The 15,091-nt window shown below is 75.1% G+C and carries 13 protein-coding genes; 4 read left to right on the plus strand and 9 right to left on the minus strand.

What is annotated here, in order from left to right; translation table 11 throughout:
* Nucleotides 1–108 precede the first annotated feature (108 nt).
* Entirely contained in the window at nt 109–2,673 is a 2,565-nt protein-coding gene (locus tag WCD41_RS05790) for an ATP-dependent Clp protease ATP-binding subunit (protein WP_337712445.1), read from the plus strand.
* A gap of 176 nt (nt 2,674–2,849) precedes the next feature.
* Nucleotides 2,850–3,185, plus strand: coding sequence for a DUF1918 domain-containing protein (locus tag WCD41_RS05795; RefSeq protein ID WP_337712446.1), 336 nt, complete (start codon nt 2,850–2,852; stop codon nt 3,183–3,185).
* 144 nt (nt 3,186–3,329) lie between these two features.
* Here WCD41_RS05795 and WCD41_RS05800 read toward each other — a convergent pair whose 3' ends face one another.
* Entirely contained in the window at nt 3,330–4,598 is a 1,269-nt protein-coding gene (locus WCD41_RS05800; RefSeq protein WP_337712447.1) for a sortase family protein, read from the minus strand.
* Between the two features lie 209 nt (nt 4,599–4,807).
* Here WCD41_RS05800 and WCD41_RS05805 point away from each other — a divergent pair, with 209 nt between their 5' ends.
* On the plus strand, nt 4,808–5,287 hold the full coding sequence (locus tag WCD41_RS05805) for a hypothetical protein (RefSeq protein ID WP_337712448.1): 480 nt from the start codon (nt 4,808–4,810) through the stop codon (nt 5,285–5,287).
* Between the two features lie 3 nt (nt 5,288–5,290).
* Here WCD41_RS05805 and WCD41_RS05810 read toward each other — a convergent pair whose 3' ends face one another.
* The 3 genes from WCD41_RS05810 to WCD41_RS05820 are packed head-to-tail and all read right to left on the minus strand — an operon-like array spanning nt 5,291 to nt 8,276.
* The gene (locus WCD41_RS05810) at nt 5,291–6,055 is read right to left on the minus strand and encodes a DUF1707 SHOCT-like domain-containing protein (protein ID WP_337712449.1); all 765 of its coding nucleotides are present in this window, start codon (nt 6,053–6,055) and stop codon (nt 5,291–5,293) included.
* A complete protein-coding gene (locus tag WCD41_RS05815; RefSeq protein WP_337712450.1) occupies nt 6,052–7,512 on the minus strand; it encodes a sensor histidine kinase in 1,461 nt (486 codons plus the stop codon). The genes WCD41_RS05810 and WCD41_RS05815 overlap by 4 nt, the downstream gene beginning before the upstream one ends.
* A 29-nt stretch (nt 7,513–7,541) precedes the next feature.
* A complete protein-coding gene (locus WCD41_RS05820) occupies nt 7,542–8,276 on the minus strand; it encodes a response regulator transcription factor (RefSeq protein ID WP_337712451.1) in 735 nt (244 codons plus the stop codon).
* 233 nt (nt 8,277–8,509) lie between these two features.
* Between WCD41_RS05820 and WCD41_RS05825 the strand changes: the two genes are divergently transcribed.
* Nucleotides 8,510–10,063, plus strand: a complete 1,554-nt coding sequence (locus WCD41_RS05825; RefSeq protein ID WP_337712452.1) for an alkaline phosphatase D family protein — start codon at nt 8,510–8,512, stop codon at nt 10,061–10,063.
* A gap of 32 nt (nt 10,064–10,095) precedes the next feature.
* On the opposite strand, the gene WCD41_RS05830 is transcribed toward WCD41_RS05825, so the two are convergent.
* The 5 genes from WCD41_RS05830 to WCD41_RS05855 are packed head-to-tail and all read right to left on the minus strand — an operon-like array spanning nt 10,096 to nt 15,086.
* Entirely contained in the window at nt 10,096–11,019 is a 924-nt protein-coding gene (locus tag WCD41_RS05830) for a hypothetical protein (RefSeq protein WP_337712453.1), read from the minus strand.
* Nucleotides 11,016–12,029 carry a hypothetical protein gene (locus tag WCD41_RS05835; protein ID WP_337712454.1) on the minus strand — a complete coding sequence of 338 codons (1,014 nt, stop codon included), beginning with the start codon at nt 12,027–12,029 and terminating at the stop codon, nt 11,016–11,018. The genes WCD41_RS05830 and WCD41_RS05835 overlap by 4 nt, the downstream gene beginning before the upstream one ends.
* A complete protein-coding gene (locus tag WCD41_RS31230; protein ID WP_444876296.1) occupies nt 12,026–12,550 on the minus strand; it encodes a UGSC family (seleno)protein in 525 nt (174 codons plus the stop codon). Before WCD41_RS31230 ends, WCD41_RS05835 begins: the two co-directional genes overlap by 4 nt.
* Before the next feature lie 2 nt (nt 12,551–12,552).
* A complete protein-coding gene (locus WCD41_RS05850; protein ID WP_337712457.1) occupies nt 12,553–13,380 on the minus strand; it encodes an NAD(P)/FAD-dependent oxidoreductase in 828 nt (275 codons plus the stop codon).
* Nucleotides 13,377–15,086 carry a UGSC family (seleno)protein gene (locus WCD41_RS05855; protein WP_444876297.1) on the minus strand — a complete coding sequence of 570 codons (1,710 nt, stop codon included), beginning with the start codon at nt 15,084–15,086 and terminating at the stop codon, nt 13,377–13,379. Before WCD41_RS05855 ends, WCD41_RS05850 begins: the two co-directional genes overlap by 4 nt.
* Nucleotides 15,087–15,091 lie beyond the last annotated feature (5 nt).

The raw sequence follows: 15,091 nt of genomic DNA on the forward strand, positions 1-15,091 counted from the left end.
CCCGCGTCACGACTTGAGTCCGTGCCACTCAGGAATGAATGATCCGCCCTCGTTGCTGACCAGGTCAGTGCCGGCATCACCGCCGGCGTGGACCCCCTGAGGAGCTACATGACCAGCGCCTTCGGGCCCGGTGGTCCCGGGTCCGGCCCGTTCGACGACTTCCTCGCGAGCTTCCTGGGCGGAGCGTCCCCGCGAGGTGTCCAGCGCATCGACATCACCCAGCTCATGACCGAGCCGGCCCGCCAGCTCGTCGGTGCCGCGGCCCAGCAGGCCGCCGAGCGCGGCAACACCGACCTCGACGCGTGGCACCTGCTGCTCGTCGTCACGCAGGTGCCGCCGCTGCGCCAGCTCCTGTCCGGGGCGGGCGCCGACGTCGACGCGCTCGCGCGCACCGCCGACGAGCAGCTGCCCCGGGGCGAGGCCACCGACCAGGCCCCGTCGCTGACCCCGACGGCCAAGCGCACCCTGCTCGACGCGCACCAGATCTCCCGAGCCCTCGGCTCGAGCTACATCGGCCCCGAGCACATCGTGCTCGCGCTGGCCGCGAACAACGACAGCCCCGTCGGCCGCGCGCTCGGCCAGCAGGGCGTCACGCCGCAGTCCCTCCAGCGCTCCGCCGCGTCCGGTGGCCAGCGCCCCAGCGCGGGTGGCGGCCAGGGCGGCGCCGGGGGTCAGGGCGGCGAGTCCGACACGCCCACCGTCGACCAGTTCGGCGTCGACCTGACCTCCAAGGCGCGGGCCGGCGAGCTGGACCCCGTGGTGGGCCGTGAGGACGAGGTCGACCAGACCATCGAGGTCCTCTCGCGGCGCACGAAGAACAACCCCGTGCTCATCGGCGAGGCGGGCGTCGGCAAGACCGCGGTGGTCGAGGGCATCGCCCAGCGCATCGTCTCCGGCGACGTCCCCGAGCAGCTCGAGGGCAAGCGCATCGTCCAGCTCGACCTGTCGGGCATGGTCGCGGGCACGCGCTACCGGGGTGACTTCGAGGAGCGGATGACCAAGCTGGTCGCCGAGGTCCGCGAGCACTCCGACGAGCTCATTGTCTTCATCGACGAGCTGCACACCATGGTCGGCGCGGGCGGGTCGTCCGAGGGCGGCATGGACGCCGGCAACATCCTCAAGCCGGCCCTGGCCCGCGGCGAGCTGCACATCGTCGGCGCGACGACTCTCGACGAGTACCGGCAGTCGATCGAGAAGGACGCCGCGCTCGAGCGCCGGTTCCAGCCGGTCATGGTGCCGGAGCCGTCGGTCGCCGACACGGTCGCGATCCTGCACGGGCTGCGCGACCGGTACGAGGCGCACCACCAGGTGCGGTTCACCGACGAGGCGCTCACGGCGGCCGCCGAGCTGTCCGAGCGCTACGTCACCGACCGGTTCCTGCCCGACAAGGCCATCGACCTCGTCGACCAGGCCGGCGCGCGCAAGCGGCTGCAAGCCAAGGGCCCGCACACCGACTCGCGCGAGCTGGAGCGCAAGCTCGAGTCGCTGACCCGCGACAAGGACCAGGCCGTCGCCGACGAGGACTACGAGCGGGCCGGCGCGCTGCGTGACGAGATCGCGCAGACGCAGTCGTCGCTCGAGGCCGCGCGTTCCGACCGGCAGTCGGGGCAGTCCGGCGTGCTCGAGGTGTCCGTCGAGGACATCGCCGAGATCGTCGCCCGCTCGACCGGCATCCCGGTCAGCCAGCTCACCGAGACCGAGCGGGACCGTCTGCTCAAGCTCGAGGAGCAGTTGCACGAGCGGGTCGTCGGCCAGGACGACGCCGTCCGCGCGATCGCCGAGGCCGTCCGCCGTTCGCGGGCCGGGCTCGACGACCCGAACCGCCCGATCGGCAGCTTCCTGTTCCTCGGCCCGACGGGCGTCGGCAAGACCGAGCTCGCGAAGGCCCTCGCCGCGACGATGTTCGGCGACGAGGACCGCATGGTCCGCGTGGACATGAGCGAGTACTCCGAGCGGCACACCGTCTCGCGGCTCATCGGGTCGCCCCCCGGCTACGTCGGGTACGGCGAGGCCGGTCAGCTCACCGAGGAGATCCGCCGGCGGCCGTACTCGGTGGTGCTGCTCGACGAGATGGAGAAGGCCCACCCCGACGTCTTCAACACGCTGCTGCAGGTGCTGGACGACGGGCGGCTGACCGACTCGCAGGGCCGCACGGTCGACTTCCGCAACACCGTGCTGATCATGACCAGCAACGTCGGCTCGGAGCTGATCACCACCAACACGCAGGCCCTCGGCTTCGCCCCGTCGAACGTCGACCCGGCGCAGTCCCTGCAGGAGCGGCTGATGCCGCGGCTGCGGGAGTCGTTCCGGCCCGAGTTCCTCAACCGGATCGACGAGGTGATCGTCTTCCAGCGGCTCGACGAGGAGCAGCTGCGGCGCATCACCGACCTGATCCTCGACGAGACGCGCGAGCGACTCGGCACCCAGGACATCGGGTTCGCGATCACCGAGGCCGCCGTCGACCGCCTGGCCGAGCTGGGCTTCCAGCCCGAGTTCGGGGCCCGGCCGCTGCGCCGGACCATCCAGCGCCAGGTCGGCAACCGGCTCTCGTCGATGCTGCTCGGTGACGAGCTGCACGGCGGGCAGACGGTCACCGTCGACGTCGCCGACGGCGAGCTGACGTTCGGGGTCTCCGAGACCCCGGCCGAGGCCGCCGCGGTCGCCGCCGGCTGAGGTCCTGGTTCTGAGCGAAGGGCACCTTCGATCGACTAGATCGCCGAGGGGCGCCCCTCGCCAGTCGCCGGTGGTTCCTGAGCGAAGGGCACCTTCGATCGAGTAGATCGAGCGAAGGTGCCCTTCGCTCGTTCCGGGTACCTGTGCGCCGACACCGTCCGAGAGGGAGGACCCCCGTGAGCGCGTCCGTGGGCGACCGCATCCGCATGCACTCCAACACCACCGACGTCCCCGACCGGACCGGCACCGTCGTGGCCGTGATCGGCGACGACGGGCCGCCCTACCGCGTCCGCTTCGACTCCGGCGAGGAGACGATCGTGACGCCGGGGCCCGACGCGACGATCGAGGCGGGCTCGGTGGGCGACAAGCTCGGCCTCGCCGCCGAGCAGGCGGGGGACAAGGCTGCCGAGGTCGCCGACGCCACCCGCCAGAAGGCGGAGGAGGCGACCGGGGCCGCGGCGCGCGTCGTCTCCCAGCTCGCCGACGACGTGGCCAAGCGCTTCGAGCGCTGACCGCCCCGACACACACGAACGACCGGCGACCATCCCCTCGCGGGGTGGTCGCCGGTCGTCGTTCGTCGGCGTGTCGTGCAGCGAGCGTGTGGCGATCCTGACGTTGAACGTCAGCGTGGCCGCACCGCTGACACACCCCGTGCGTCAGTTGCTGGTCGAGGTCCCGGTGCCGGAGCCCGAGGCGCCGGAGCTCGCCGACCCCGAGCCCGAGCTGCCCGAGGTCCCGGAGCCCGAGGCCCCGCTGCCCGAGCCCGACGGCGTGTGCGTGCCCGTCCCGGACCCGGTGCCGGTCCCGGTCTCCGCGGGCGTGGTGCCCTCCTCCGCCGGGGTCTGCGTGTCCGCGTCGGCCGGCGTGCCCTCGGGGTGCGTGTCCGGCGCCGGGTGGGCCGGGTCGCCGGGCTGGGCCGGCTCGTCCGGGGTCGTGTGATGCGGGTCGACGGTCGTGCCGCCCGGCAGGTGGACCGGCGTGCGGGTGGTGGAGCCGTTGGGGTCGGCGACGGTGCCGTCGGCGCGGGTGATCGATCCGTCGTGGTTCACCGTCTCGCCGGGCTTGGCGTCGTAGCGGGACGCGAAGTTGCCGTCCTTGTTCCACACGTCGACGTGGCCGCCGGTGATCACCGTGGCGGTGCCGTCGTAGTTCCAGACGACGCGGGCGTCGCTGTTCGCCGGGGTCAGCGTGCCGTCGGCGTTGATGGTGAAGCCGGGGACGGCGATGGGCCCGCCCTCCGGGGTGTTCACGGTGCCGGCCGGGATGACGATCGCGGCGCGCGGCGTGCCGTTCGCGTTGAGCAGGGTGCCGTCGTGCAGCGTGATCGTGCCGTCGGGGCCGCGGTGGGCACCGTGGGGCAGCGGGAACGCCGGCGAGCGCACGACGCCGTCCGGGCCCACGACCCGCCCGTCGGAGAGCAGGATCGAGCCGTCGTAGGTGAATCGCCCGGTCAGGGCGGTAGCGGGGGTGCCGGGCGTGCCAGGCGTGCCGGGCGAGGGCGAGCCGCCGGCCGCGGGCACACCCGCCGAGCCGCCGGATGCCGGAGCACCACCGGCCGCGGGGGCACCGGCCGTCCCGGTCCCGGCCCCACCGTCGCCGACGACGCCGACCTCCGGGGCACCCTCGGTGCCGGCCGCAGCGCCGCCGGTCGACTCGCTCGACGAGGCGGGGGCGAACGCGCCCGAGATCGTCCCGTCGGGGCTGGTCGCCATGGCGACGAGCGCTCCGAGGCCGAGGCCCGCGCTCACGGCCACGACCGAGGCCACGACCATCGTGGCGATCCGCCGTCCCCCGCCGCGGGACGGCGGCACGTCCGCACCCGCCAGGGGCGGCGGGGCCTCCCGGGACGGAGCGGACGCATGGCCGTGTCCCCGGACCGCGCCGGGCATCGGGCCGGTGGGACGGGTCGGGTGGGGCGTGTGCATCGTGGGGCTCCTCGGGTGGGCCGGCCGCTCCGGCCGGGGTGCCACCAGCTTCCGATCGGGCCGGCGCCGCGACGATCGCGTGCTCCCTACAGCGGGTGGGGGCTGTCCCTACCTCGCCAGGCCACTCACCCGTCTGCCGCCCTCGCCTCCCGGTGATCAGTCACCTAGAGTAGTCACCAGCCCGATCGACCTGCGGAGGGACGACGACCGTGACCGAGCCCTGGGGACAGCCGCCACCGCCCGGCCCACCGCCCGGCCCGCCACCGCCCCCGGGCCCTCCCCCGCCCGGCGAGCACCACGTCCACCACCATCACCACGAGGAGGAGGACGGCTTCTTCGAGGAGCTCTTCGACGGCGACGACCACCGCCGCCACCGGAGCAGCGGCCACCGTCCGGGCCCTGGTGGCGACGTCCTGCGCCAGCGGGTCCGCACGCGGTTCGGGCGCACGATCGACGTCGGCGACCTCCTGTCGTGGCTGGACTTCCGCGTCACCGAGCTCCACGCCGCCGTGCTCGAGGGCGAGCGTCACCCGTCGCGCGTGCCCGGTTCCCCGGTCCGGATGTCGGGGCTCGACGCCCTGCTCAACACCGACGCGACGGCGTTCCGCACGCTGACCGAGCTGAGCGGGCGGATGGACCGGATCGAGGAGAAGCTCGACCGGCTGCTCGCGAAGGACGCGACGGAGTAGCGCTCACCCCTCGATCGCGGGGCGGTCGTCGGGGCCGGGGAGCTCGAGCTTCTTGCGGTTCACCGACACCCCGCCCATGAGGGCGAGCCCGGTGACGCGCACGCGCGGCCCGTCGGTGGACCGCGCCGGCCCGGAGCCGTCCTCGAACGCGCCCATGAAGCCGAAGCCCTCCTCGACGACCGTGGTGTCGGGGTCGACGGTGACGTCGATCCCGCCCATGATTGCCACGGCCCGGATCGTCACCTCGACGCCCGCGGGGATGCCGCGCAGGTCGAGGTTCACGCCACCCATGATCGCGATCGCGTCGATCGTCAGTCCCGCGTCGTCGAGGCGCGCGTCGCGGAACGCCAGCTCGGCGCCGCCCCAGAACGCGATCACGCGGTGCGCGTGCCCGGGCGTCCACTCGCCCCGCTTCTGCACGCCGGACAGCACGGCCACCGAGAACGTCGACGACGGCCGCTCGAGGTGCCCGAGCGGACGGCGGGCCGGCGACCCCGACGACCCCGGCGACGAGGACGGACCCGGGCTCCCCGGCAGCGGCTCCAGGTCGGCGGTGACGGGCTCGAGGTCGCGGCGGAAGGTCGCGGCGTAGACGTCGCGCAGGCGCTCGTCGCCCTCGACGATCGTGAGCCGCCCGTCCGAGACCGCGCGGCGCACGATCTCCGCCACCTGCTCGCGCTCGGCGTCGGACGCGCGCATCGGCGGCGGCTCCGGCGGGACCGCGGGACGGCGCTCGGGCTCCGGGGCGTCCTGTGCGGGCTCGCTCATGGCCGGGAGGATAGGCCGACCCCGGGATCGGCGGGTGAACGATCACCGGCGGGCAGGTCGACCGAGAACCGGGTCTCGCCCGGCCGGCTCGTGATCGCCAGCCGCCCGCCGTGCTCGGTGACCACGGCCGAGACGATCGAGAGGCCGAGCCCGGTGCTGCCGGTGGTGCGGGCCCGCCCGGTGTCGCCGCGGGCGAAGCGCTCGGCCACGTGCGGCAGCAGCTCGGGCGGGATGCCGGGACCGTCGTCGACGACGTCGAGCCGCACCACGCCGCCCTCCGCCGCGTGCAGCCCGACGGTCACGAGCGTGCCCGGCGGGGTGTGGGTGCGGGCGTTCGCGAGCAGGTTGGCGACGACCTGGTGCAGGCGCTCGGGGTCGCCGACGACCTCGAGGGCCTCCTCCGGCAGGTCCAGCGACCAGCGGTGGCCGGGCGCCGCGACGTGGGCGTCGGTGACGGCGTCGACGACGAGCCGGGTCAGGTCGACGGGCTCGCGGGCCAGCGGGCGCCCGGCGTCGAGGCGGGCGAGCAGCAGCAGGTCCTCGACGAGCGCGGTCATCCGCTGGGTCTGGGAGCCCATCCGCTCGAGCAGGCCCGCGACCTCGGGCGGCAGCTCGTCGGCCCGTCGCGCGGCGAGCTCGTTGTACCCGCGGATCGCGGCAAGCGGGGTGCGCAGCTCGTGGCTGGCGTCGGCGACGAAGCGCCGCAGCCGGGTCTCGCTGTCCTGCCGGGCGGCGAGCGCGGCGCCGACGTGCCCGAGCATCCGGTTCAGCGCGGCCCCGACCTGGCCGACCTCCGAGCGGGGGTCGGCGTCGGCGTCGGGGACCCGCTCGGCGAGCTCGACCTCCCCCGACGAGAGCGGCAGCTCGGAGACACGCCGCGCGGTCGCGGAGACGCGGTGCAGCGGGCGCAGCGCCAGGCGGGTGGTGAACGCGGCCGCGACCGCGGCGAGGACGACCCCGATCCCGAAGATCACCGCCTCGCGGACGACCAGCTCCCCGACGGTGTTCTCGAGGGCGTCGGTCGAGAGGCCGACGACGGTGACCGTGCCGTCGTTCCCCGTCGCCGCGGCCAGGCGGTAGGTGCCCAGCCCGTCGAGGTCGACGGTGTGCGGTGGCTGCCCCGGCGTCGTGGCGATGGCGGGCGCGACCTGCTCGGCCGCCACCGGACGGCTCGTGCCGGGCCGGCCGATCAGGACCGCCCGCACGATCCGGCCGTCGTCGACCGTGACCTCGAGGGTGTTGGCCGGCCGGTCCGGGCCGCCGCCGACGAAGCCGCCGCCCGCGTCGGGCGGGGGCGGGCGGCGGTCGGGATCGCCCGGAGGCGGGTTGCTGCGGAAGCGGGCGACCTCGCTGACCTGGTCGTCGAGCTGGCGGTAGAGGTAGCCGCGCAGCGACAGCGCCGCCCCGACCCCGACGACGAGGAAGACGACGGTGAGCAGCAGGACCGTCGAGACCACGAGCCGGTGCTGCAGGGACCGCAGGCGTCTCACTCCGCCGCCGGCTTCAGCACGTAGCCCGCCCCGCGGACGGTGTGGATCATCGGCGCCCGGCCCGCGTCGATCTTCTTGCGCAGGTAGGAGATGTAGAGCTCGACGATGTTCGACTGGCCGCCGAAGTCGTAGTTCCAGACGCGGTCGAGGATCTGGGCCTTCGACAGCACGCGGCGCGGGTTGCGCATGAGGAAGCGCAGCAGCTCGTACTCGGTGGCCGTGAGCTCGACGGGTGCGCCGGCGCGGGCGACCTCGTGGCTGTCCTCGTCGAGGGTCAGGTCGCCGACGGCGAGGGTGGCGTCGCCCCGGACCGCCGTGGCGACCGCGGCCCGGCGCAGGAGCCCGCGCAGCCGGGCGACGACCTCCTCGAGGCTGAACGGCTTGGTCACGTAGTCGTCGCCGCCGGCGGTGATGCCGGCGACGCGGTCCTCCACGGCGTCGCGGGCGGTGAGGAACAGGACCGGGACGTCGGGGTGCTCGGCGCGCAGCCGGCGCAGCACCTCGAAGCCGTCAATGTCGGGGAGCATCACGTCGAGCACCACGACGTCCGGGCGGAACTCCCGGCCCTGCTTCACGGCGCCGAGGCCGTCGCCCGCGCTGCGCACGTCCCAGCCCTCGTAGCGCAGGGCCATCGACAGCAGCTCGGCCAGCGTCGGCTCGTCGTCGACGACGAGCGCGCGGACCGGTGTGCCGTCGGGTCGGCGCAGGTCGGCGCGGGTGGCGGCGTTCATCGGTCGAGCTCCGCTGCGCTCCGTCTCCCGGCGTTCATGGGCGTCAGCCTCGCAGTCTCCCGTCGGCCCGGGCTGGGTGATTCCTGTGCGCCCGCTGTGAGCGGTCGTGACGCTACGGATCCGGTCCGGTCACGGAACGTCCGAACCGCGGGGTAGGGCTCATCCGTTGGTGAGGGCGGGGGAAGCGGCACCGACCGTCGGCGCACCCCGATCCGACCGGACGGAGGAGGCGCATGGGCGGAGCCCGCGTGTCCCGCCGGACGCTGCTCGGCGGCGCGGTCGCGCTCACCGGCGCGGCGGTGACGCTCGGGGCGCCCTGGGTCTCCGTCGCGGACGCCGCAGCCGGCACGCCGTTCCCGTTCACCCTCGGCGTCGCGTCGGGCGACCCGACCCCCGACGGCGTCGTGCTCTGGACCCGCCTCGCGCCCGACCCCCTCGCACCGGACGGGCGGGGCGGGATGGGCGACCGGCCCGTGCTCGTCGCGTGGGAGATCGCGGAGGACGACACGTTCCGCCGCGTGCTCGCCCGGGGCAGCGTGGTGGCGCGGCCCGAGGACGCGCACGCCGTGCACGTGGAGGTCGCGGGGCTGCGCCCGCGGGCCGACCACGTGTACCGGTTCCGCGCCGGGCCGCACGTCAGCGCGGTGGGCCGGACCCGCACCGCCCCGGCGCCCGGCGCGCGCGTCGACCGGTTCGCGTTCGCCGCCGCCAGCTGCCAGTGCCGGCAGGACGGCTTCTACAACGCCTACGCCGCGATGGTGCGCGACGACCTCGACCTCGTCGTGTGGCTCGGCGACTACATCTACGAGAGCCCCGCGACGAGCCGGATCGGCCGCAGCCACCTCCCGGCCACCGAGGCGTTCTCGCTCGCCGACTACCGGGTGCGGCACGCCCAGTACAAGACCGACCCCGACCTCCAGGCCGCGCACGCCGCCTTCCCGTGGGCGGTCACCGTCGACGACCACGACGTCGAGAACAACTGGGCCGGGGACGTCTCGCAGGTCGACGGCGAGCCCGACGACGACCCCGCGGTGTTCCGGATGCGGCGCGCCGACGCCTACCGCGCGTTCTGGGAGCACCTGCCGTTGCGCCGCGCCCAGCGCCCGGTGGGACCGGACATGCTGCTGCACCGGCGCCTGGCGTTCGGCGACCTCGTCGACATGCACCTGCTCGACACCCGCCGCTTCCGCAGCGACCAGGACCCCGCGCACCCGCGCGACCCCTCGCGCACCCTGCTCGGCGCCGGGCAGCGGGCGTGGCTGTGGGACGGGCTCGCCCGGCCGCGGGCGCGCTGGAACGTGCTCGCCCAGCAGGTGTTCTTCGCCCCGCGCGACCTCGCCGCCGGTCCCTCCGTCGCGCTCGACGAGGACTCGTGGGACGACTGCGCGGTGGAGCGGGACGCCCTGCGCGACCACCTCGTCGCCGCCCGCACCCCCAACCCCGTGATCCTCACCGGCGACGTGCACGCCCACCACGCGGCTCACGTGCTCGCCGACTTCACCGACCCGGACTCCCGGCCCGTCGCGACCGAGCTGGTGACGACGTCGATCAGCTCCTTCGGCGACGGCAGTGCCCGCGCGCCCGGCGACGAGGCGCTGCTGCGGGAGAACCCGCACATCCGGGTCCTGGACCGGCGGCGGGGCTACGTGCGCAGCACGGTGACGCCGCGGGAGTGGCGGGCGGACTTCCAGGTCGTCGACCGGGTGTCGGTCCGCGGCGCGCCGGTCGGGACGGCGGCGACCGTGGTGGTCCCCGACGGCGGCGGCGGGTCCGAACGGAGTATGTGAGTGAAATTGTGGGCTATAGCCCACAATTTCACTCACATGGGGAGGGTGACCGCGCGGCTGCCGCCCATCCAGCCGGGCAGGTGGAGCATCTTGATCCCGGGGCCGCCGGCGACGATCGGGAGGATCGCCGCCGCGCACGGGTGTCCCCCCAGCGCCGCGTCGCCCCGGGTGCGCAGCGCGTCGGCCAGGTCGTCCGCGGTCGGGAAGCTCGGCGCCAGGCGGGCGGCGACCTCGGGCGGGAGGACGACGGCCTGGGTCAGGTCCGCGCCGCGGGCGGGGTCGCCGGCGGCACGTACGGCCCCGGCGAGCGCGTCGGCGAGCGGGTCGAGCACGGCGTCGGGATCCGGGCGGTCGTCGCGCGGCAGGACCTCGGCGGTGCCCCCGATCGCCAGGACGGTGACCGTGTCCGGCGACGTGCCCCACGGGCCGTCGGGGTCCTCGGCGAGGCAGCACGTGTAGCGGGCCGGCTGGGCCGTCGTCGCCATCGTCGTCGTGCCCGGCCACGCTCCGCCGGCCGTCGCCAGCGTCAGCGCGAGCGCCCGCCCGACGACCCCGTTCGTGTGCGGGCCGGGGCCGAGCATCCCGGTGCCGTGGGTCAGCCCGACCCGCGTGGCGACCGGCCCGGCGACGATCATCGCCACCGCCGCCGTCCCGGTCGTCGTCGCGACGCCGAGCAGGTTGAGCTCCGGCGCGAGGCACGCGGTCGCCGCCGCGAGCACCACCGGGAAGGCCGCCGGCGGCGCCCCGGCCAGCACGCAGCACGTCGCCACGAGCCGTGGTGTCAGCGACCCGAACAAGGGCGGCACGTGACCGAGGACGGTGTCGGGGGTGCCCGCCAGCATCGTCGACACCCGCGACGGCGTCGGCGGCACCACCGGCAGCCCGTCGCCGACGCCCTCGGCCAGCAGGGACGCGGTGGCCTCGACGACGTCGGTGCCCTCCGGGACCGTGATCACCGGAGGACCGCGCGCGACACCAGCTCCGTGCCGCCGAAGGACGGGATCCACGCCGAGTGCTTGCCGGCCCCGCCCGCGACGGCGATGTGCAGGTTCTCCGGGTCGTCGCTGACGGTGTAGTGATCGCCGTCGGGCGAGACCCCCCACTCGACGAACTGCCGCCGGTTGCCGTCCGAGACGTGCGCGACGGGGATGCGCGCGTGCTCCCAGAGGTGCGCCCGGATCGACGCGGGCGTCCAGCCGTCGCGGTGCAGCGTCGCCGCGTGCTCCGGGCCGAGCAGCAGCAGGTGCGGCCCGCGCACGTAGACGTTGTTCGATCCCGGCTGCGCCATCGTCCCGGCGACGGTCAGGAGGATCTCCGCGCCGGTGGTGCTGCCGTGGTCGTTGACGTTGTGCGGCGGCTCGGCGGCCATGACGGACACGACGCTGTCGCCCGCCGCGAACCCCCGTTGCTCCGCCAGCGACGCGAACGGCGAGTCGGCCTCGGCGAAACAGAACGTGTACTTGGCCGGGGAGCCCTGCGTCGACCGGTCCAGGACGCCGGGCGCCGCCCCGCCGACGTGGGTGAGCACCAGCGACAGCGCCCGCCCGATCACCGCGTTGCCACGGGTGCCCTGGCCCAGGCAGTTGCCGCCGGAGTTCAGGCCCAGCGCGTCCCGCACCGGCCCCGAGACCATCACCATCGGCGCGCACGGGTGGGTCGTGGCGAGCGAACCGTGCAGGTTGTAGGCCTCGTCCTGGACGGCGGCAAGTGCCGCGAGCACCACCGGGAGGTCCGCCGGGCGGCACCCGGCCATCACCGCGTTGGCCGCGACCGAGCGCAGCGTCGGCGTGACGCCCCGGGGCGGCAGCGGCCCCAGCTCGACCGCCGGTGCCCCCACGAGCATGGCGGCCACCCGCTCCTCGGTCGGCGGGATCGTCGGCAGCCCGTCGCCCCAGCCGCGCTCCTCGCACGCGGCCATCCAGGCCCAGGCGTCGTCGACGTCGGGCAGGTCGAGAACGTCGCTCACAACTCCCCCATCCCGCGCAGCTCCGCGACCACCCCGGCGTACGCCGCCTCCTCGCGGCCGGCGAACTCCTCGGGCGACAGCCCGCCGATCGGGTGGTCGACGACGACGAGCCGGGGCTCGGCGCGGCGGGCCTTCGCCTGGGCCGCCACGAGCGGCAGGAACGACGAGGTGACGACGAGGATCGAGCGCACGCCGCGGCGCTCGAGCTCGAGCGAGTCGTGGAGACTCCACGACGAGCACGAGCCTCAATCACCGATCGCGACGACGGCCAGCCGGTACTGCGCGGCGAGGTGGTCGAGCAGCTCGGCGTCGGCGCCGACGGCCGCGCTCGGCTTCGCCTCCAGCCCGTTGGGCCCGAGCCCGTGGTCGTCGGCGAGACGTCGCCCGATCGCCGCGAGCAGGTCGTGGGCGCCGGGCTTGGAGTTCGAGAGTCCACAGAGAGCGCCGGCGGGCGACGCGAACGCGGCGACCGCGGCGGTGGTCTCGGACGCGATCCCGGACGTCGGGTCGACGATGCGCACGGCTACTCCTCCTCGAGACGGGCGACGACCGCGAGCCCGGCGCGCAGCCCGTCCGCGGCCGCGGTCAGCAGGGTCCGGTCGGCGCCGGTGACGTCGCCGGCGGCCCAGACCGGGGCGTCGGCGGGCAGGCCGTCCAGCAGCTCGGACCGTGGGTCGGCGTGGGTGTAGACGAAGACGCCCGACGCCTCGAGCACCTCGCCGTCGGACAGCCGGACGGCGCCGAGCGTGCCGTCGCCCTCGAGCGCACTCACCGCGCCGACCCGCACCTCGACGGCCTCGGCCAGGCGGCCCGCCGAGAACGCCGACCAGCCCGGCGCCGCGCTCACCAGCGTCACCCGCTTCGCGATCCCCGCGAGCTCCAGCGCCTCGCGCGCGGTCCACTCGTCGTCGCCGACGACCACCACCTCGCGCCCCGCGTGCAGCGGCCCGTCACAGGTCGCGCAGTGCGAGAGCCCACGGCCCTCCCACGCGTCGGCGTCGGGGACGTCGAGGCGTCCCGGACGCCGTCCGGTGGCGACGACGACGGCGCGCGCGGTGACCGGCCCCTCGGCCGCGTCGACGGTCAGCGGGTTGGCCCGTATCCCCGTGACCTCACCGTACGCGATCTCCACACCGCGGTCCATGACGTCGGTGAGCAGCGCGCCCATGAGGTCCGGGCCGGTGGTCGGCGGGCCGGGCCAGTCGGCGAGGGCACCGAGGTTGATCAGCTGCCCGCCCGGGGCGAGCGCGTCATGGGCGACGACGCGCAGCCCGCGCTCCGCGCAGGCCCGGGCCGCGGTCAGCCCGGCGATGCCCGCACCGACGACCACGACGTCCCGGTCGGTTGTCACGACGACTCCTCCTCGATCCGCCGGCTCACCGGCACACCCTGCACGTGGTTCTGCACGAAGCCGCGCGACTGGTTCCGGCTCGCGTTGCCGGCCAGCACGATCCCGATGTCCGCGGCGCGCGACACCATCGGCACGAGCCGGTCGGGGTCGGTGCCCGCGTACCTCTCGTCGAGCTCGCCGGCCTCGGCGGACGCGTCGAGGTCGAAGCTGGTCGAGCCGACGTTCCAGGCGCACGCCTGGAGCTGGCGCACGGGGATCCGCATGTGCTCGGCGAGGTGCGCCCGCAGCCCGTCCTTGTCGACACCGAAGCCCGCGAGAGCCCTCGCGACCGCCGGCCCCAGGACCAGCAGCGGGTGGAACGCCCCGAACTCCAGGCCGGTGTAGGCCCACGGCCCGATGGCGTTGCCGAAGATCGTCGTCAGCGCGTCGAGGTGGTCCGCCGCCGTCTCGCCGCCGGAGTAGATCGGCGCGCTGACGGCGACGACGCTCTGCACGGTGACGACGCTGTCGCCGTCGTCGAAGCCGCGGTCGACGCGGAACGAGGGCCACCCCAGCGAACGCACCGCCTCGTCGTCCTCGGCCAGGGCGACGTGCCAGGTCGAGGCGATCGCGCCCTGGTCGGTCTGCCCGGGCGGGATGCGCAGGCCGGCGACGTTGCGCAGGTAGAGGCGCAGGAAGCGCCCGACCGCGGTGTTCGCGCGCCGCCCGACCCGCATCGCGCCGGTGCCGCTGTGGAACCCGAGGCGCTCCACCACCGGGCCGGAGAGCACGACGAGGGGCTCCCAGCCCGGCGTCGACCCCGCGTCCTGCACCCGGAAGACGGGATCGGCGACGCACTCGACGATCGCCAGCAGCACCGGGAGGTCCGCCGGCCGGCACCCGGCCATGACGCCGTTGACCGCGACGCTGCGGACGGTGGCCTCGCGCTGGTCGGGCGCGAGGACGCCGAGGACGTCGCCGGGGTCGCGGCGGGTGTGGTCGAGGAACGCCGCGACGCGCTCCGGGGTCGGCGGGACGATCGGCAGCCCGTCGGTCCAGCCGCGGGCCTCGAAGACCTCGGTGATCGCATCCAGGTCGCCGCGGGCGACGACGTCGGTGGGGCCGTGATCCCATGACTCGTCGGGCTCCTCCGTGACGGTCGTGGCTCCCGCCACCAGCGCCTCCACCACCGCCGGCGCCACCTGCTCACGCATCTTCTGCCGGAACACCTCGGTGGGGTCGGTGAGGATCACGCCGGGGTAGCTGACGATCGGGACGTGCCCGACGCCGAGCGACCGCCCGACCGCGCGTCCCATCCCCTCGAACCCCGCGCCGCCGATCGCGACCGCCGGGACCCCGGCGCGCTCGGCGGTGGCCGCTGCCCGCATCACGGCAGGCATGCAGGAGCCTCAAGCACCCACCGCGGCGACGACGAGGTCGACGCGGTGGGTGCGCAGCAGCTCCGGCAGGGCCTCGAGGACGCGGCGCTCCTCGGCGGCCGAGGCGTGGAAGTTGCCGAACTCCTCCCAGCCGACGAACGCGACGTCACCGTGCCGCTCGCGCGCCACGTCCGAGATCACGTCGAACATCTCCGGGCCCCGGAAGAGCTCGTCCCACAGGTAGGCGACCCGACGCCCGGCGAGCGTCGAGGGACGCTCGTGCTCGGCGACGTCGCCGACGGCGCGGGGCCCCAGCGGGCCCAGGACCTCGTAGTGCGGCTCGCTCACGGTGA

The sequence above is a fragment of the Actinomycetospora aeridis genome (assembly GCF_037400275.1).
GTDB classification, from domain to species: Bacteria; Actinomycetota; Actinomycetes; order Mycobacteriales; family Pseudonocardiaceae; genus Actinomycetospora; species Actinomycetospora aeridis.

Excerpts from the sequence above, each read along its gene's own strand:
- WCD41_RS05825 (WP_337712452.1), top strand. The coding sequence starts at position 8,510 with ATGGGCGGAGCCCGCGTGTCCCGCCGGACGCTGCTCGGCGGCGCGGTC.
- WCD41_RS05810 (WP_337712449.1), bottom strand. The coding sequence starts at position 6,055 with ATGAGCGAGCCCGCACAGGACGCCCCGGAGCCCGAGCGCCGTCCCGCG.
- WCD41_RS05790 (WP_337712445.1), top strand. The coding sequence starts at position 109 with ATGACCAGCGCCTTCGGGCCCGGTGGTCCCGGGTCCGGCCCGTTCGAC.
- WCD41_RS05820 (WP_337712451.1), bottom strand. The coding sequence starts at position 8,276 with ATGAACGCCGCCACCCGCGCCGACCTGCGCCGACCCGACGGCACACCG.
- WCD41_RS05800 (WP_337712447.1), bottom strand. The coding sequence starts at position 4,598 with ATGCACACGCCCCACCCGACCCGTCCCACCGGCCCGATGCCCGGCGCG.